A 16,841-nucleotide genomic window follows, 5' to 3' on the forward strand; every position below is an offset into this window, starting at 1 on the left:
CCATTTCATGAACATCCGGAACGCCCTAACCTTCTTTGGACGTCGCCTTTTCTAGCCAGATCATCTAACTCATGGGTGTAGAACACCCTAAACCCAAATGGTTCATTTCTTAACCCTGGGAATTTCTGCCTTAACTTCGAATCGATAGACTCCTCTATTGATTTCATCCCCCCAAGCTTAGATGCGTCCCGGCGTCTGTTCCTAAACTCAGGTGAACTAGCTAAGTAATCCGACTTAATAAATCCATCAACATCGAAATCATTCATGTTAATAGGTCTAGCAATCGCAGGATCATGGGACTTACTTATTCCACTTGCAGCACTACCTCTATATCCAACGGTTGCGTTTGGATCTATCTTCTGTATAGCAGGAAGATGTTCCAATAGAATCTCATCAATTTGTTGCTGAAGGCTATTTAAGCCACTAAGTCCTAGAGGATCTATCCATCCCAAAGGATTTGGAGCATATCTATAAAGGTTCAACCCGCCGCGTAGCCCTATCGGATCCTGCGTGGTGAAACGCCCCACCTCGGGTTCGTAGTAGCGGAATAGGTTGTAGTGCAGGCCGCTTTCGTCGTCCTGATATTGCCCGGCGTAGCGCAGCGGCTGCTGATATTGCGCGCCCTGCCGCTTCGCCGCGCCGGCTACCGTCTGGCCCTGCAGCTTGCCGAAGGTGTCGTACTGCCCGGACCAGCACAGGTTGCCCGCTGCGTCGGTCACTTCCAGCGGCGCGCTGTTCAGATCGGTGTGATACCAGTAAATATCCGCCGAGCGGCTGTCGCCTGCCTGCTCCAGCGCCGCCAGTGGGCTCCACGGGCTGGCCGGATCGTAGCTCCAGCTGCGGCGGCTGCCGTCGTCGCGCTGCTCCTGCAGCAACCGGTAGCCCTGCCACAGGAAACGGGTCGTCTGTTCGGTTTTGCCCTTATAGCGCACCGCCTTGCGGCTGCGGCGGCCCAGCGCGTCGTAATGATACTGCGCCTCGAACTCGCCCTGCGGGCCGCGGCCGTGCGCCTGCACCAGCCGGTTGTCGGCGTCGTAGCGGTAGTGCTGTTCGTACAGGCCGTTGCGCCGGCTGATCAGGTTGCCCCAGGCGTCGTAACGGTAAAACAGTTTTTGCCAGTGCGTCAGGCGGTTGTCGGCGATCGGCGCCAGCGGCAGGTGCGCGTCGATGTCGTTCTGCGGGCTGCGTTCACCCAGCAGGTTATCCGCCAGATCGTACACCAGCCGCGCGCCCGGTTTGCCCTGATTGGGTTCGCGGTGTTGCAGCAGGCGGCCTTCGGCGTCGTAACCATAGTGCACTTCGCCGCGCAGCGCGTCGCTCACCCCGGCCAGCTCGCCGCGGCCGGTGTAGCGATAAGCGCGCCACAGCACGCCGTCTTCCGGACGGGTCAGTTTATCGTGGCCGAAGGTGCTGCTCTGCCAACTGCGGCGGCCCATGGCGTCGTAACGCCGCTGCTGCTGCAGCGCGCCCTGGCTGCGGCCGGTTTCCCGGTGCAGGCGATCGCGGGTGAACTCGCTCACCACCTGCTGGTTGAATTTGATGGCGCTGGCGTGGCCGGAGCCGTAATACAGCCACTGCAGGTGATCGCCCTGCGGCAGCGTCAGCGCCTGCAGGTTGGCCAGCGCATCCCACTGGTATTGCAGCTCGCCGTTCACGCCCTGTTCGCCGAGCAGCCGCCCGGCGGCGTCATAGCGCATCTGCACGCTGTCCGGCTCGATGCCCAGCGCCGCGCCGCTCGCCGTCGGCAGGCGGTTCAGCTCGCGCAGCCGCCCCATGGCGTCGAAACGGTAATGCCATTCCGCGCTGGCGTTGCCGCGCCAGACCAGCTGCCCCGCCTCGTCGAAGCGGAAGCGCTGTTCGCGCTGCGTCAGCTCACCTGCGCTGCCCGGCAGGCCGACCTCGCGGTGCTCCTCCAGCAGCCCGGCCGCGCCGTAGCGATAATCGTGGCGGGTGTCGTCCGGGCGCTCTTCGGTCAGCACGCGGCCCACCGCATCGTAGCTGAAGCGGTATTCGCCGCCGTTGCCGTTCTCCAGCCGCGTCAGCCAGCCCTGCGGGCTGTAGTGATAGCGCCGGGTGCGGTTGATGCGATCGGTGATGCTGACCGGCAGCCCCAGGGCGTTGTACTGCCAGCGGGTCAGGCTGCCCAGTGCGTCCTGATGCACGGCCAGCTGGCCGTGCGCATTCCAGTTAAAGCGCTCTTCGCCACCGTCCGGGTGGATCAGGGTGTGCAGGCGCCCGCCGTTATCCCATCGGTAATGCGTCTGATGGCCTTCGGCATCGGTCTGCGTCGTCAGTTGCCCCAGCGCATCGTAGGTATAAGCCGTTACGCTGCCGGAACAGTCGGTGTAGCGCGTCAGCTGGCCGCGGGCGTCCCACTCCAGCTTCACTTCCCCGCCCAGCGCGTCGATCACACTAGCGGGCAGGCTCTCTTCGTCATCCGGATAGCGGTACAGCGTGGCGTTGCCCAGCGCATCGACATAGCGCGTCGGGCGCCCCAGCGTGTCCCAGTGCTGCGCTTCGCTGCTGCCGTCCGGGTAGGCGACGGCGAACAGCCGGCCGCTGTTGCGCGAATATTGATAGCGCGTCACGCGGCCGAGCGGATCGGTCTCCGACAGCAGGCGGCCGTAAGGATCCCATTCGCTCTGGCGCTGCGCGCCGCCGGGCAGCAGCACGCTGCACAGCTCGCCGCGTTGGTAGATAAAACCGTAGCGGCGCTGGTCGAAATCGGTGTACTGCGCCACGTTGTCGTCGTCATCCAGCCGCCACTCCGCCCGTTTGCCGTCGCCGCGCACCGCGCTGCGGCGCCCGCCGGCGAAGTCGTAACCGAACTCAAGGGATTCCCCGGCGCTGTTGCGGTAGGCCGTCACGCGCGGCACGCCGTCGATCTCTTGCCATTGGTATTCGTTCAGCAGCCCGGCGGCGTCCTGGTGGCTGATCATCAGGCCGTCGCGCCAGCCAAAGCGCCGCGTCACCTCACCGGCGCGGTTGCTCACCGTCGTCAGTTGGCCCTGCTCATCGTAACCGTAGCGCGCCAGCGTTCGTTCACCGTCGGCGGTTTGCAGCGCCACTTCACGCAGGCGGCCCTGCGCATAGCGGCACATCAGGCGCTGCCCGGCGCTGTCCACCAGTTCGCTCAGCAGTCCCTCATCGTCGTAGAACAGCGAGGTGGCGTTGCCGATGGCGTCGGTGATCATGCTCAGCCGGCTCGGCTGGTCGCCCGCCAGCGGCGGGTAGTGGAAAATCTGTTCGCCGACGTCAAACAGCTGCCAGCTGCCGTCGTCGTTGTGCATCAGCCAGCATTTTTCGGCTTCGCAGTAGGTTTTGTGGCCGCGCGGCACCATCGGAAAAGCGACGAAGTCGCCGGAAGGCGCACGCCACACCAGGCCGTCCTGATACGGCTGCAGGCTGCTCTCCCAGAACAGGTTCCAGCCGCGGCCCAGCACGCCGTCGCCGGGGTTGCCGCTGCGCCAATAGCGCTGCCAGGCGACCGGCAGGCGCGATGGCAGCACGAAATCGAGATCGTCTTCGCCGTCGAGGAATTTCTGGCCGCTGACGATATCCACCGGCCGGGCGATAATGCCGACCGCGGCGGTGGCGGTCATCAGGGTGCCGGCGCGGCAGGCGATGCGCGCCAGTTTGTTGATGCCGGGCAGCTTGCCCAGCAGTTTGCCCAATGCCCCCAGCTTGCCGGCGGCGCCGCCCACGCCGCCCACCAGGCCGGCGAACAGCAGCGTCAGGTCAGAGACCTTGTACAGCCAATCCGGCACTTCGGGCTTGATCGGCAAGGTGGTGACGGTGCCGCCGCCGATAAACACGTTGGGCGAGCCTTCCATCACCTGCGCGTCGCAGTTGGTTTTGTCCCCCACGCGCGAGGCGGGCTGGCCGTTGATGCTGACCTTGTCGGAGCCCTGCGCCATCTGCATGCTCGGGCCGTCGTCGCTGCAGGCCACCTGGCTGTTGGTGGCGAGCGCGGCGGGTTTGCCGTTGATGAAAACGTTGGGGGAGCCGGTGACGATATTGCCTTTGGGGGTCAGGCTACCGGCACCGGCATCGGCAATGCCGTCGCGCGCCGCGGTGGCCGCCTCCCCGGTGAGATACCCCACCGCCAGGCTGGCGCCGATAAGCAGCACGCCGACGCCGATACAGGAAGCCGCCAGGCCGGCGACGAACAGCGCGCCCGCCGCCACCGCGCCTGCGGCGGCGATCAGGCCGCCGACAATGGTGCCGGCAATCATGCCGGCCAGGGCATGGGAATGCCCGATGGTATCGCCGACGCGAGCCGCTTCGGTCATCGTAAGGTCCTTTTACGCAAAGAGTTCATCGTTAGGCCGCCCGGTAGCTGCTCAGCACCTGCTGCAGCAGCGCGTCGTCTTGCGGCGTCAGCTTGCGCGCCATCGCCAGAGTGAATACCAGCACCCGCCCCTCCGCCAGCGCGAACACCGCCTGGTTCTGCCAGATGCGTTTGCCGTCGCGCAGGTAGCTGGCGCGCACCCACTCACCGGCGGCCAGCCCATCGCCCAACGTCGCCGGCTCGCGGCTTTTGAACGCCCAGCCTTTCAGCCCCTGCGCCAGCGCATCGAGCTGGCGGGTGACGTACCCTTCCAGGCTCTCCGCCGGCTGCAGCGCATCGCGGGAAATATTGACTGAGGGGGAAACATCATCGCCGGCCAACAGGACGTTGACCGTGCGATCGGCATAGCCTTCCGGCAAAGCGACGCTGCCTTCGCTGAAAGCGCAGCGGGATAAAGCGGACATGCGAGGATCCTTTTGCATAAATAATGCTTAAGCATCGCATAACTTAGCCTTGAAATAAAACCATCAGATACGGCGAATGTTGCGCGGCGTGACCGCGTTCACTGTGCAAAAGAGCGGTGCCGGAATCTGGCCGGGAATCAAACCGTCATATTACAGAATTATCTGAATCCACCGGCGCGCCGCCGCGCCGATTATGGCTATACTCGGCTTTCGTCCGTTTTTCAGGAGATCAGGATGCTGAGATTCACCCGTAGCGCGCTGCTGTGCGCCGCGCTGGCCGCGTTCGCCGCCGGCGCCGCCGAAACGCCGACGTTCGGCCCGGAGCTGCAGGGCTTTCACTACCCCTACCCGTTGCAACAGTTCAGCTTCACCTCGCAGGGGCAGCCGTTAAAAATGGGCTATATGGACGTGCCGCCGGAAGGCGCCGCCAACGGCCGCACCGCGCTGTTGCTGCACGGTAAAAACTTCTGCGCCGCCACCTGGCAGGACACCATCAAGGCGCTGAGCAAGGCCGGTTACCGCGTCATCGCGCCCGATCAAATCGGCTTTTGTTCCTCCACCAAGCCGGCGCATTACCAGTACAGCTTCCAGCAGCTGGCGCAAAATACCCACGGCCTGCTGCAGAATCTGAACATCAGCAAGGCCATCGTCATCGGCCACTCCACCGGCGGCATGCTGGCCACGCGCTACAGCCTGATGTATCCGCAGGCGGTGGAACGGCTGGTGATGGTCAACCCGATCGGCCTTGAGGACTGGAAGGCGAAAGGCGTACCGTGGCGCAGCGTCGATCAATGGTTCGCGCGCGAGCTGAACACCTCCGCTGAGAGCATCCGCAATTATGAGCAGCACACTTACTACGGCGGCCACTGGAAGCCGGAGTACGATCGCTGGGTGGACATGCTGGCCGGGCTGAACAACGGGCCGGGCCATCGCCTGGTGGCGTGGAACTCGGCGCTGATCTACGACATGATCTTCACCCAGCCGGTGTATTACGAGTTCAAGGATCTGCAAACGCCCACCACGCTGATGATCGGCACCGCCGACACCACCGCCATCGGCAGCGATATCGCCCCGCCGGCGGTCAAGGCCGCGATCGGGCATTATGACGTGTTAGGCAAACAGGCGGCGAAACTGATCCCGCACGCCACGCTGATCGAGTTCGCTGGGCTCGGCCACGCGCCGCAAATGGAGGAGCCGGAGCGTTTCCATCAGGCGTTGCTCAAGGCGCTGCAACCCTGAGCGGCCGGTTGGCGCAGCCGGCGCGCGGCGGCTAAACTTTCAGCTGGCACTCAATTGCAGGAGACAGCCATGCGACAGATTATTGCCAGCGCGTTCGTCAGCCTCGACGGCGTGATGCAGGCGCCCGGCGGGCAGGACGAAGACCGCAGCGGCGGCTTTCGCTTCGGCGGCTGGACCGCCCCCTACTGGGATGACGCCGTCGCGGAAACGATGAGCGATCTTTTCTCAGCGCCTTTCGATCTGCTGCTCGGGCGGCGCACCTACGATATCTTCGCCGGCTACTGGCCGCAGATCACCGACGAGGCCGACCCGTTTTCGGCCGATATCGCCCGCGTGTTCAATCAGGCCACCAAGTACGTCGCCACCCACCACGGCGAGACGCTGGCGTGGCAGAACAGCCAGTGGCTGGGGCGGGACATCATCGCCCGGCTGCGCGAGCTGAAGCGCGCTCAGGGGCCGGTGCTGCTGGTGCAGGGCAGCAGCACGCTGATGCAACAGCTGCTGGCCAACGATCTGGTGGACGAACTGCGCCTGCTTACCTACCCGGTGCTGCTCGGCGCAGGCAAGCGGCTGTTCGATGACAACGCCGCGCCGGCGGCCTTCACGCTGACCCAATCGGTGGTCTCACCCGGCGGCGTGATCGTGGCCCACTACCGCCGCGCCGGCGAGGTGGCCACCGGCGACTTCACGGTGGAAAGCGCGGCGGCGGCCCAGTCGTAAAAAAAGGGCCGTTCGGCCCTTTTCTCTTTTCCTTCCTCGCCCTCAGGCAAACAGAATATCGCTCTGCTCCACCTGCCCGACCACGTGGATCTTGAAGTCGGCGGCGTAGCTGTTGCTCTGGGTGTTCATCAACAGATCGGTGGTGCCGTTGAAGGCGTCGAAGTTGAGTTGGATCTCGCCTTTCTGGCCGCTGAAGGCGCTGCCGCTGTCGATAAAGCGCAGCTCGCTCAGGCTGTTGTTGAAGCGCAGGCCGGAGAGATCGATCTTGTCGATGCCGTGCTCGAAGTCTTCAATCACGTCGAACGCCGCCACCGTGGACTCTTTGGCGTTGAGATAGACGAAATAGTCGGTGAAGTTATTGGCGTCTTTGCCGCCCCACAGATGATCCGCCCCCAGGCCGCCGTACAGGATATCGGAGCCGGCGTTGCCCGCCAGCAGGTTGTCCTGATCGTTGCCGATGATCAGATCGCGCCCGCTGCCGCCGATGGCGTTCTCGATGATCGCCCCGCGCGCGATGGCGACGTTCTGCGTGCCGCCGCCGACGCTGGAGAACGCGCCGTCGTTCAGGTTGATCATCTGCTGCTGGCTGTAGCCGGAGAAGTCCAGCGTGTCGTTGCCGCCGGCGTCCCACACCGCGAAGTTGACCGGTTTGCCGTTGTCCGCCGTGGCGGTCAGGAAATCGCGCCCGGTGTTGGAGTTGAAGCCGTACACCGTGTCGCCGGTGCGGGTGCTCATGTTGGCGCCGTACAATTTTTGGATCGCGGCGATGTCATCCACCATCGGGCCATAGCCGTACACCCCTTTGGTGTCGGCGCCGGTGTAACCGGCGTTGAAATAGCTCATGATCGAGTATTGCAACGAATCCTGATAATAGGCGGCATCGTTCTGGTAGCTCGGGTTGCCTAACGATGCGTCATAAGATCCCGGGTGCGCCAGCCCCAGGGCATGCCCCAGTTCGTGGGTGAAGGTCTGGCTGCTGAAGTCGCCGCTAACCGGCGCCTTATGGGTGGCGAAGTTTTTGTTAAACCATACCGTGCCGGCGAAGGCGTTATCGCTGCCCGCTTTGGAGCTAGGCGGGTAATAGGCGTACGCGTTGATGGCATTCGGGCCGCTGCCGGCGGCGGTGCTGCCGTCGGCGCGCTGGGTGAAGTAAGCGAAGGTAATATCCGCGCGGTGGTTGATGTCGGTGGACGCCGCCGCAGTAAAGGTTACGTTCGCCACATCGGCCCAGGCCTGCATCGATTTCAGCGCCTGAGCCTGCGCCGCCAGGGTCAGCGGCTGCAGCCCCTTGTCGCCGTCGCCGGTCTGGCCGATGCGGTTCAGCGCGCTCTGCGTCAGGAAGGAATAGGTCAGCGCCACCGGCTGGTGATACGCCTGATCGCCGTTGTGCGTCAGGCCCGGCCGCGTCAGCTGATCGGCGGCGCGATCGAAGCTGAAGTTATCGCGGATTTTACCCAGGTTGTTGATGGCTGCCCCGCCGCGCTGGTTGCTGTACAGGTTAGCGTTGTCCAGCGTGAACAGCGCGCCGTAGCCCAATCCGTCATAGGGGCTGCCGGGCTGATGATAGTAAAACTGATAGTTGTGATCGTTGGGGGATGTGGCGGCCAGGCTGGTGAACTCATCGTCATCTTGCAAAATGTCGTTGTGGCGACTGCTCATTGCATTCTCCTTTTACACAGTAGGAATCCACTCGCTTTGTAAGACTATTCATCAGTCGTTTTAATCTAAGCCATGGCTTAGGATTGACCAGTATAGTAATTAACCCCGACGGCGCGAGCCCACGCCGCCGCGCATCACCGCGCCGGGCGTTAAGGCGGAAATAATCATAACGATTTGTATTAGCGCAGTATTAATGAGAAAGATAAACGTATCGGCGGGCTAATGACTCGTCTTTTTGGGCATGTTATCGCCGGTTAGATCAGAATTATCGAGGATTAAAAAACCTAATCCTTGCCTCATCATCCCGCCGGGAACGTGCTAAGGTGTGAACGGACAGCCGAAAGGAGTGACCCGATGCCAACCCATTTCCTTATGCGCGCCTTGCGCCGCGCCAGCCTGACAGGAGTCGTTATGAGCGTATTGTGCAGCAGTGCCCTGGGCAGTTCACTGCCGTTGCTGGAACCCGCCGCGCTGAAGGGCGACTGGCAACTCGCCGCCATCGGCGACGGTAAAACCGTCTGCGAGGTGCAGCTGAGCGACGAAGCGGTAGCCAATACCAACGCCTTCCGTTTCAGCGCCTCAGCCGAATGCCTGCAGCCGCTGGCGCTGCACGCGCTGCCGGTCGCCTGGCGGCCAACGCCGGACGGCATGACGCTGACCGACGCCGAAGGGAGCATGGTGGCGTTTCTGGCCCTGACCGCGCCGAAGCGCTATGAGCTGATCGACCGCAACGGCCCTTCACGCTTTGTGCTGATCCCGCGCTAATCCTTCAGGCGAACAGCAAGCCGAGCAGCGCGCCACCGGCCAGCACCCACAGCGGATGGAGGCGCTTGCTCATGCTCAACCCCGTCGCCAGCGCCACGATCGCCGCCAGCCGCCAATTGGGCGCGGAAGCCTCGGCGATCAAAAGGCCGCTGGCCGCCACCAGCCCCACGGTCAGCGGCACCAGCCCGGCCTGCACGATGCGGCGCCACGGACGATCCTTAAAGCGCCGCCAGGCCCCCATCACCAGCAGCGTGACGATGGAAGACGGCCCGAACTTGGCGATCGAAGACACCAGCAGCCCCGCCCAGCCGGCCACGTGCCAACCGACCAGCGGCACGATCATCATGTTCGGCCCCGGCGCGGCCTGCGCCATGGCGAACAGCGCGCTGAACTCCTGGGCGCTCATCCACTGATGCACCTCCACCACCTGCCGCTGCATCTCCGGCAGAATGGTCATGCCGCCGCCGAACGCCAGCAGAGAGAGCTCGGTAAAGATCAGCGCCAACGCCATCAACACCCCGCTCATGACGGCCACCGCCACATCAGCAGAATGCTCAGCGGCGCCAGCACCAGCATGGTCGGCAACAGCGGCAGGCGCAGCCAGGCAATGGCGATCAGCGCCAGCGCCACAATCGCCAGCGCCGCCCACTTGCCGCGCAGCGGCAGCAGCATCTTAATCCCGGTCGAGAGCAGCAACCCGGCGGCGGCGGCGGCCAGACCGGCGAACACATGCTGCACATGAGGATCGTTTTGGAAGCGGGCGTACACCACGCCCAGCCCCACCACAATCGCCGTCGGCGCACTGATGAGGCCCAGCAAGGCGCACAGCGCGCCGCGCAGCCCGCGAAACTCCATGCCCACCGCTACCGACAGGTTGATCACGTTGCCGCCGGGCAGAAACTGGCACAGCCCGAGCAGCTCGGTGAACTGTTCGCCGCTCAGCCAGCGCCGCCGCTCCACCAACATGCTGCGCGCCATCGGCAGCACACCGCCGAAGCCGATCAGCCCCAACCACAGAAAGCCCAAAAACAGCGCCGCGTTGCCCGGCGCTGCCGCCGGGTGCGGTTTTAACGTATTGATATCTGACATGACATTGCCGTTCCACATCGCTTGTTTTGATGTCTGGTATCATGCGCGCCGCCGTGCCATGATGTCTAATGCATTCCGGAACTACTAAAGATACCTTTGAGGTATGGCTATGATCGAACTGCGTCGCCTGCGGGCGTTCGTCACCGTGGTGGAAGAAGGCAACATCACCCGCGCCGCCGAGCGGCTGTTTATCCAGCAGCCGCCGCTGACCCGTTTATTACAGGGGTTGGAAGATGAATTGGGCGTGAAATTGTTGCAGCGATTGCCGCGCGGCGTGCGCGTCACCGAAGCGGGCGGCGTGCTGTTCGAAGAAGCCCGCGCCCTGCTGGCGCGCGCCGAACGCCTGCGGGAAGCGGTGCAGCGCGCCGCCCGCGGCGAGCAGGGCCATATCGCCATCGGTTTCACCAGTTCCGCCGCGCTGCACCCGTTCGTGCCCAACCTGCTGCGCCGCTACCGCGACATCCTGCCGGGCATCACCACTCAGTTGGAAGAGGCCGGCAGCGGCGAACTGATGGAGGCGTTGCTGGAACAGCGCCTCGACGCCGCCTTCGTGCGCTCGCCGGCCAACGGCATTCCCGGCCTGAGCGTCGAGCCGGTGCTCAGCGAGCCGATGATCGTCGCTCTGCCGCTGGGCCATCGGCTGGCGCATGAGACGCAGCAGCCGCTGCCGTTGGCCGAACTGGCCCACGAGGCGTTTATTCTCTATCGCCGCCCGGCCGGCCAAGGGCTGTACGACGCCATTCTGGCCGCCTGTCACCGCGCCGGCTTCAGCCCGCGCATCGTGCAGGAAGCGCCGCGCCTGCCGGCCACCCTCAGCCTGGTCGGCGCCGGATTGGGGGTGTCAATCGTGCCCGGTTCGATGCGGCGGCTGGGCGGCGACGGCATCGTCTACCGCACTCTCGCCGCAGAGGCGCAGCTCAGCGCCCCGCTTTACCTGGCGCTGCGCCGCAGTCCGGCCTCGCCGATCGTCGAGCGCTTTCGGCAACTGGTGCTGGAGACCGTGGGACAGTCATAAAAATAGCCCAAACGGCCAATAAAAAATGACGTTCGTTTATTATTTATTTAAATTATCCGGCGACTAAAATTAATTCCATCCAATGACTATTCAACTTCCGTTTAATTAATTAAACCTGCACTCACTTAGTAACAAACGCAAACAAATAAGCGCCTACGCAATACCTTCCAGCCGCTAGGATTTAAGGGTCACAGCCTATTTCCGCCGATGACAAAAAATCATTTCAATGGCGAACGCGCCTTCCCTGTCGCCTGCTTCTGCAGGCGCACGGCTTTATATTGGAGAAAATGCTATGCTATCGCGTCGTGATATATTGAAAGTCTCCGCCGTCAGCGCGGCCGCCGCCGGCATGATTGGCGGCATCGCCAAAAATGCCGCTGCCGACGACCATCGCAATATCGTGCCCCCCAGCAGCTATCAGCCGCCTGCCGATGCGCAGCATCTCTATAAATACAAATTCACCGACAGCAAAAAGCGCAGCCTGCCCAGCGGCTGGGCGCGTGAAGCCACCGTCGAGCAATTCCCGATCTCCGAGGGCGTGGCCGGCGTCGACATGACGCTGGAACCGGGTGGCGTGCGCGAACTGCACTGGCATGCCATCGCCGCCGAATGGGCATTTATGCTGGAGGGCCATGCGCGCATCACCATTCTCGATCCCGAAGGCAAATGCGAAGTGGCGGATTTCGGGCCCGGCGACGTCTGGTATTTCCCGAAAGGCTACGGCCATTCCATTCAGGCGTTGGCGGACGGCGCGCATTTTATTTTGGCGTTCGATAACGGCCATTTCTCCGAATTCGGCACCTTCAGCATCACCGATTGGGTGGCGCATATGCCGAAAGAGGTATTGGAAAAAAGCGTCAACATGCCGGCGGCGGTATTTTCCAAGGCCAAACAGGGTGAAGCTTATATTGTCGGCGGCGCCATCCCGCCCACATTGCCATTGCCGAAAAACGACGGCGGATTAAATAACGCCCCGCTGACCCACCGTTATGAATTAATGAAGCAAAAGCCGTTCTTTGAAAATGACGCGGGCAGCGTCCATTTGGTGTCGTCGAAAGAATTCCCCATCTCCACCACCATGACCGGCATCATCGAGATCGTGAAACCCGGCGCGATCCGGGAATTGCACTGGCACCCCAACGCCAACGAATGGCAATACTATATTGCCGGCAAAGGCCGCATGACGGTGTTCAGCTCGCACGGCCACGCGCAGACGGAAGAGTACGCCCCTTCAGACGTCGGTTACGTGCCGCAGGGCTTCGGCCATTACATCGAGAACATCGGCGATGAGGATTTGAAGGTCTTGATCGTGATGGACAACGGCATTTATCAGGATATTTCGTTGTCCGACTGGCTGGCGAAAACCCCGGCCTACCTGCTGGCGGACAACTTCAATAACCAGGTTGAAGACTGGCGGGATCGGCCAAAAGACAAACGGGTGATGTCGCGGCGCAGCCGCTGACGCCGCGGCGAGGGAGCCGCTCCCTCGCCGCTTTTCTTTACTGCTTGCGCTGCTCCGCCACCTGTTTGGCGGTGACTTTGCCCTGCTTGTCGCCGAAATGGCCGACCACAAAGTTGGCGACCGCCGCCACTTCCTCGTCGGAATAGGCGCTGCCGAACGCCGGCATCATCTCATGCCGCTCGCCGACGCTGATGCTCGTCCCCTTCAGGATGGCCTGCACCACGCTGCGCCCCTGCGGATCGTTCACCGCCGTGCTGCCGACCAGCGATGCGTACTCGCTTTGGCGGCCCGGCCCGTTCCACTGGTGGCAACCGCTGCAGTCGTTGGCGAACACCCGGCGCCCAAGCGAACTGTCTTGCCCGCCCGGCAGGATCGGCGTGGAAGCCCCCGCGCCCTTCGGCTGCAGGTTCACCGCCGCCGCGCCGTCGCCGGCGATAGGCTCGATGTCGCGCAGGTATTTCACCAGCGCCAGATTATCTTCCGGCGTCAGGAACTGCAGGCTGTTTTCCACCGCCTCCGCCATCGGGCCGGCGGCGCTGCTGCGCCCCGGCGCATGGCCGGTAGCCAGATATTGCGACAGCTGCTGGTCGCTCCAGTCACCGATGCCAGTCTGTTTGTCCGGCGTGATGTTGGCGGCGAACCAGCCCTGCACCACTTCACCGCTCAGGTGCTTGCTCTGGTTAAGACCGAACCCCAGATTGCGCGGCGTATGGCACTCGCCGCAGTGGCCCAGCGCCGTCGCCAGATAGGCGCCGCGATTCCACTGTTCGTCCTTGTTGAGATCCGGCGCGAAGCGCTGCTCATGGAAGAACGCCAGGTTCCAGAATTTCATGCCCCAGCGCTGGTTGAACGGGAACGACAGCTCGTTTTGCGGGTTGGCCTGTTTCACCGGCGGCAGGCTGAACAGATAATCCTTGATCGCCAGCACGTCGTCGCGGCTCAGCCCGGTGTACGAGGTATAAGGCATCGCCGGATACAGGTTGCCCTGCGGTCCGATGCCCTCACGCACCGCGCGCACGAACTGATCGTCGCTCCAGTTGCCGATGCCGGTCTCCTTGTCGGCGGTGATGTTGGTGCCGTAAATGGTGCCGAACGGCAATTTGAAGGCGAAGCCGCCCGCATAAGGCGCGCCGCCCGGCGCGGTGTGGCACGCCACGCAGTCGGCGGCGCGCGCCAGGTACTCGCCGCGCGCCAGTTTGTCGGTCATGCCGGCCGGCGCCCCGGCGATCGGCGCCGCCGGCTCAGCGCCGGTGGGCCGCAGCAGCGTGTACAGCGCGTATCCTCCCGCCAACACCACCACGGCGATAATCAGCCATAACAGCCCTTTCAAGGCATTGCTCATCGCATCTCTCCCTAACCCAACGCCTTGGCGGCCTGGTGGATGGCAGCGCGAATGCGCACATAGGTGGCACAGCGGCAGACGTTGCCGCCCATCGCCGCGTCAATGTCCGCATCGCTCGGATCCTTGCTTTGCGCCAACAGCGCGCTGGCGCTCATGATCTGGCCGGACTGGCAGTAACCGCACTGCACCACGTCCAGATCAAGCCAGGCTTCCTGCACCGCCTTGCCTTCCGGCGTGGCGCCCACGGCTTCGATGGTGGTGATTTTCTTGCCGACGGCGGCGGAGACCGGCGTCATGCACGAACGCACCGGCACGCCGTCCAGATGCACGGTACAGGCGCCGCACATGGCGATGCCGCAGCCGAACTTGGTGCCGGTCAGGCCGGCTTCGTCACGCAGAAACCACAGCAGCGGCATGTGCGGATCGCCCTCAAAGGTCAGCGGCTGATCGTTTACGGTTAAATGAATCATCAGGTTCTCTCCTTGTCAGACGCCGGATTCGCAGTGGGATTATGCAGCGGCAGGCTCAGCGAAGTGCGCGGCCGCCCGAGCAGCGCCAGCGCATTGCCGACCGCCGGGGCGATGGTCGGCACCCCCAGCTCGCCCACGCCGGTCGGTTTCTCGGTCGAGGGCACGATGATCACCTCGACCTCCGGCATCTCATCGATGCGCAGCGGGCGGAAGTTATTGAAATTGGACTGTTCGACCACGCCGTCTTTCAGCGTGATATTGCCGTATAGCGCCATGCTGAGGCCGTAACCGATGCCGCCCTCGATCTGCGCGCGGATCACGTCGGGGTTCACCGCCACGCCGCAGTCCACCGCGCACCACACCTTGTGCACTTTCGGGATGCCGCCTTCGCCGATCGACACCTCGGCCACCTGCGCCACATAGGTATCGAACGCCTTGGCGACGCCCACGCCGCGCGCGCGCCCGTCCACCACCTTGGCGCCCTGCCAGCCGGCGGCTTTGGCCACCGCCCGCAGCACGCCCGCCGCGCGCGGCGCATCGCCCATCAGCGCCAGCCGCCCTTCGACCGGATCCTGCCCGGTTTCCTGCAACAGCTGATCGATAAAGCTCTCCACCGCGTGGCCGGTGTGGGTGCTGGCGACCGACCGCAGCGAGGTGGTCGGCACCTTGCCGGGCACGATGTGCGCATCGCAGCGGAAGGCTTCGAAGGTGTATGACACCTCGCTGGCGCCCTCGACCATCATTTGATCGAGCCCGTTGACCACCAGCGCATCCATCGCGCTGTGGCGCGTCCAGGAGTGGCCGACCACGGTATCGGTCCAGCCCACCACCTTGCCGCCGCGAATGGCGCCGCGCAGGCGGTGCAGGATCATCGGGCGATACCAGCCGTTGCGGATGTCGTCCTCGCGCGTCCATACCACCTTCACGCCGTGGCCGGGGCCGATGCCCTTGGCCGCCGCCGCCATGTCGGCCGCCAGATCCGGCCCCAGCGTCGGGTTGCCTAAATCGATGCGCCGGCCGAAGCTGCCGCCCGCCAGAATGGTTTCAATCTGCACCTTGTCCGGCGGCAACTCGAACAGATCGCACAGCTGCTTGTGGTCAAGCGTCTGGATTTGGCAACCGTAGCGCGCCTTAACGCTCTCGCCGTCCCAGAACAGATAGCCGTCCAGCGGCTCCATCGGCGCGTGGGCGACGTACGGGAAGGTGTATTCAGCCTCGATCACCTTGTCGGCCTTATCGAACACCTCGTCCGGCTTGCCGTGGCTCTTCGCCACCACGCCGGTTTTCTGCGCCACCTGGCGGAACTCGGCGTAGATCTCCTCGGTGTTGCGCCGTTCGGCCTGCGCATCGTCCCAGGTGACCCTCAGCCGTTCCCGCCCCTGGATCGCCGCCCAGGTGTTTTTGGCGTAAACCGCTACGCCGGTGGCAACCTGTTTCACCGCCACCACGCCCGGCACCGCCAGCGCCCGCTCGGCGTCGAAGGTCGCCACTTTGCCGCCGAAACGCGGCGGTTTCTTGATGGTGACGGTCAGCATGTCCGGCTCGTGGATATCCTGCGAGAACTGCGCGCTGCCGTTGGTTTTCGCCAGCGAATCGACGCGGTGCAAACCGCGCGTTTTGCCGATCAGGATGAAATTGGCCGGGTCCTTCAGCGTCAGGCTGGCGGGATCGGGCGGCGGCAACGTGGCGGCCAGCGCGGCGAACTCGCCAAAGCCCGCTTCTCGCCCGCTGGCGGCATGGCGGATCTTGCCCGCCTGCACGGTGATTTCCTGCGCCGAGGTTTTCCAGCTCTGCGCGGCGGCCTGCACCAGCAGCGCGCGCGCCATGGCGCCCATGCGCCGCATTTGCTCATAGGCATTGGCCACCGAACTGGAACCGCCGGTGCCCTGGAATCCGAACGCCAGGTTCTTGTAGATATTGGTGTCCACCGGCGCGGCCACGACCCGCACCTGCGCCCAGTCGGCGTCGAGCTCTTCGGCAACCAGCGTCGCCATGCCGGTATAGACCCCCTGGCCCACTTCGGTGTGTTTACTGATGACGGTGACGACGCCGTCGGCGCCAATCTGAACGAAGGCGTTGGCGTCTAACGCCGCCGTGCCGGAGGCGGCCGGGGCGTTCGAGCGCGCCAGCGCGCCGGTGGACGGCAGATAGGCGCCGATCACCAACGCCCCGGCGCCGACGATAAACCGCCGCCGCGAAAGCGGAACTTGGGATATGCTCATTGCTCATGACTCCAAAAAAACCGAAGGCGTCACTGCCTTCGGCAAAACAACTCTTGTTATGGGAATGGCTTGCCGCGCCGGTCAGGTGACATAGCGCAACAGA

The 16,841-nt window shown here is 63.7% G+C and carries 13 protein-coding genes; 5 read left to right on the forward strand and 8 right to left on the reverse strand.

Annotation, left to right across the window (positions count from 1 at the left end):
* Positions 1-5: 5 nt before the first annotated feature.
* Both AC2CGQ_RS07765 and AC2CGQ_RS07770 read right to left on the reverse strand, forming a co-directional pair.
* Positions 6-4,292, reverse strand: a complete 4,287-nt coding sequence (locus AC2CGQ_RS07765) for an RHS repeat-associated core domain-containing protein (RefSeq protein ID WP_484593556.1) — start codon at positions 4,290-4,292, stop codon at positions 6-8.
* A gap of 31 nt (positions 4,293-4,323) precedes the next feature.
* Entirely contained in the window at positions 4,324-4,755 is a 432-nt protein-coding gene (locus AC2CGQ_RS07770; protein ID WP_004940742.1) for a DcrB-related protein, read from the reverse strand.
* A gap of 234 nt (positions 4,756-4,989) precedes the next feature.
* On the opposite strand from AC2CGQ_RS07770, the gene AC2CGQ_RS07775 reads away from it, so the two are divergent.
* Entirely contained in the window at positions 4,990-5,994 is a 1,005-nt protein-coding gene (locus AC2CGQ_RS07775; protein ID WP_156865637.1) for an alpha/beta fold hydrolase, read from the forward strand.
* A gap of 69 nt (positions 5,995-6,063) precedes the next feature.
* Complete coding sequence (locus AC2CGQ_RS07780) at positions 6,064-6,714, forward strand: dihydrofolate reductase family protein (RefSeq protein ID WP_033633106.1); 651 nt, start codon at positions 6,064-6,066, stop codon at positions 6,712-6,714.
* Positions 6,715-6,756: 42 nt separating this feature from the next.
* Here AC2CGQ_RS07780 and AC2CGQ_RS07785 read toward each other — a convergent pair whose 3' ends face one another.
* Positions 6,757-8,373, reverse strand: a complete 1,617-nt coding sequence (locus AC2CGQ_RS07785) for a serralysin family metalloprotease (protein ID WP_242141697.1) — start codon at positions 8,371-8,373, stop codon at positions 6,757-6,759.
* A gap of 411 nt (positions 8,374-8,784) precedes the next feature.
* Between AC2CGQ_RS07785 and AC2CGQ_RS07790 the strand changes: the two genes are divergently transcribed.
* The gene (locus AC2CGQ_RS07790; RefSeq protein ID WP_004940750.1) at positions 8,785-9,138 is read left to right on the forward strand and encodes an AprI/Inh family metalloprotease inhibitor; all 354 of its coding nucleotides are present in this window, start codon (positions 8,785-8,787) and stop codon (positions 9,136-9,138) included.
* 4 nt (positions 9,139-9,142) lie between these two features.
* Here AC2CGQ_RS07790 and AC2CGQ_RS07795 read toward each other — a convergent pair whose 3' ends face one another.
* On the reverse strand, positions 9,143-9,664 hold the full coding sequence (locus AC2CGQ_RS07795) for a chromate transporter (RefSeq protein WP_033633108.1): 522 nt from the start codon (positions 9,662-9,664) through the stop codon (positions 9,143-9,145).
* Positions 9,661-10,227, reverse strand: coding sequence for a chromate transporter (locus AC2CGQ_RS07800; RefSeq protein ID WP_033633658.1), 567 nt, complete (start codon positions 10,225-10,227; stop codon positions 9,661-9,663). The genes AC2CGQ_RS07795 and AC2CGQ_RS07800 overlap by 4 nt, the downstream gene beginning before the upstream one ends.
* Before the next feature lie 103 nt (positions 10,228-10,330).
* On the opposite strand from AC2CGQ_RS07800, the gene AC2CGQ_RS07805 reads away from it, so the two are divergent.
* On the forward strand, positions 10,331-11,242 hold the full coding sequence (locus tag AC2CGQ_RS07805) for a LysR family transcriptional regulator (RefSeq protein ID WP_033633109.1): 912 nt from the start codon (positions 10,331-10,333) through the stop codon (positions 11,240-11,242).
* 292 nt (positions 11,243-11,534) lie between these two features.
* Complete coding sequence (locus AC2CGQ_RS07810; protein WP_085058669.1) at positions 11,535-12,704, forward strand: cupin domain-containing protein; 1,170 nt, start codon at positions 11,535-11,537, stop codon at positions 12,702-12,704.
* Positions 12,705-12,741: 37 nt separating this feature from the next.
* Here the strand turns inward: AC2CGQ_RS07810 and AC2CGQ_RS07815 are convergent, their stop codons facing one another.
* Genes AC2CGQ_RS07815 through AC2CGQ_RS07825 form a run of 3 tightly spaced genes read right to left on the reverse strand, consistent with a single transcriptional unit; the run spans position 12,742 to position 16,738 of the window.
* On the reverse strand, positions 12,742-14,046 hold the full coding sequence (locus tag AC2CGQ_RS07815) for a c-type cytochrome (protein WP_280598238.1): 1,305 nt from the start codon (positions 14,044-14,046) through the stop codon (positions 12,742-12,744).
* Between the two features lie 11 nt (positions 14,047-14,057).
* The gene (locus AC2CGQ_RS07820; protein WP_004940763.1) at positions 14,058-14,516 is read right to left on the reverse strand and encodes a (2Fe-2S)-binding protein; all 459 of its coding nucleotides are present in this window, start codon (positions 14,514-14,516) and stop codon (positions 14,058-14,060) included.
* Complete coding sequence (locus AC2CGQ_RS07825) at positions 14,516-16,738, reverse strand: xanthine dehydrogenase family protein molybdopterin-binding subunit (protein WP_099981616.1); 2,223 nt, start codon at positions 16,736-16,738, stop codon at positions 14,516-14,518. Before AC2CGQ_RS07825 ends, AC2CGQ_RS07820 begins: the two co-directional genes overlap by 1 nt.
* Positions 16,739-16,841: the final 103 nt, after the last annotated feature.

It is taken from the genome of Serratia sp. DFXYC6 (assembly GCF_057196085.1).

What these genes read in the sequence shown, in the direction of transcription:
- AC2CGQ_RS07765 (WP_484593556.1), bottom strand. Translation starts at nt 4,292, where the DNA reads ATGACCGAAGCGGCTCGCGTCGGCGATACCATCGGGCATTCCCATGCC.
- AC2CGQ_RS07770 (WP_004940742.1), bottom strand. Translation starts at nt 4,755, where the DNA reads ATGTCCGCTTTATCCCGCTGCGCTTTCAGCGAAGGCAGCGTCGCTTTG.
- AC2CGQ_RS07775 (WP_156865637.1), top strand. Translation starts at nt 4,990, where the DNA reads ATGCTGAGATTCACCCGTAGCGCGCTGCTGTGCGCCGCGCTGGCCGCG.
- AC2CGQ_RS07780 (WP_033633106.1), top strand. Translation starts at nt 6,064, where the DNA reads ATGCGACAGATTATTGCCAGCGCGTTCGTCAGCCTCGACGGCGTGATG.
- AC2CGQ_RS07785 (WP_242141697.1), bottom strand. Translation starts at nt 8,373, where the DNA reads ATGAGCAGTCGCCACAACGACATTTTGCAAGATGACGATGAGTTCACC.
- AC2CGQ_RS07790 (WP_004940750.1), top strand. Translation starts at nt 8,785, where the DNA reads ATGAGCGTATTGTGCAGCAGTGCCCTGGGCAGTTCACTGCCGTTGCTG.
- AC2CGQ_RS07795 (WP_033633108.1), bottom strand. Translation starts at nt 9,664, where the DNA reads ATGAGCGGGGTGTTGATGGCGTTGGCGCTGATCTTTACCGAGCTCTCT.
- AC2CGQ_RS07800 (WP_033633658.1), bottom strand. Translation starts at nt 10,227, where the DNA reads ATGTCAGATATCAATACGTTAAAACCGCACCCGGCGGCAGCGCCGGGC.
- AC2CGQ_RS07805 (WP_033633109.1), top strand. Translation starts at nt 10,331, where the DNA reads ATGGCTATGATCGAACTGCGTCGCCTGCGGGCGTTCGTCACCGTGGTG.
- AC2CGQ_RS07810 (WP_085058669.1), top strand. Translation starts at nt 11,535, where the DNA reads ATGCTATCGCGTCGTGATATATTGAAAGTCTCCGCCGTCAGCGCGGCC.
- AC2CGQ_RS07815 (WP_280598238.1), bottom strand. Translation starts at nt 14,046, where the DNA reads ATGAGCAATGCCTTGAAAGGGCTGTTATGGCTGATTATCGCCGTGGTG.
- AC2CGQ_RS07820 (WP_004940763.1), bottom strand. Translation starts at nt 14,516, where the DNA reads ATGATTCATTTAACCGTAAACGATCAGCCGCTGACCTTTGAGGGCGAT.
- AC2CGQ_RS07825 (WP_099981616.1), bottom strand. Translation starts at nt 16,738, where the DNA reads ATGAGCATATCCCAAGTTCCGCTTTCGCGGCGGCGGTTTATCGTCGGC.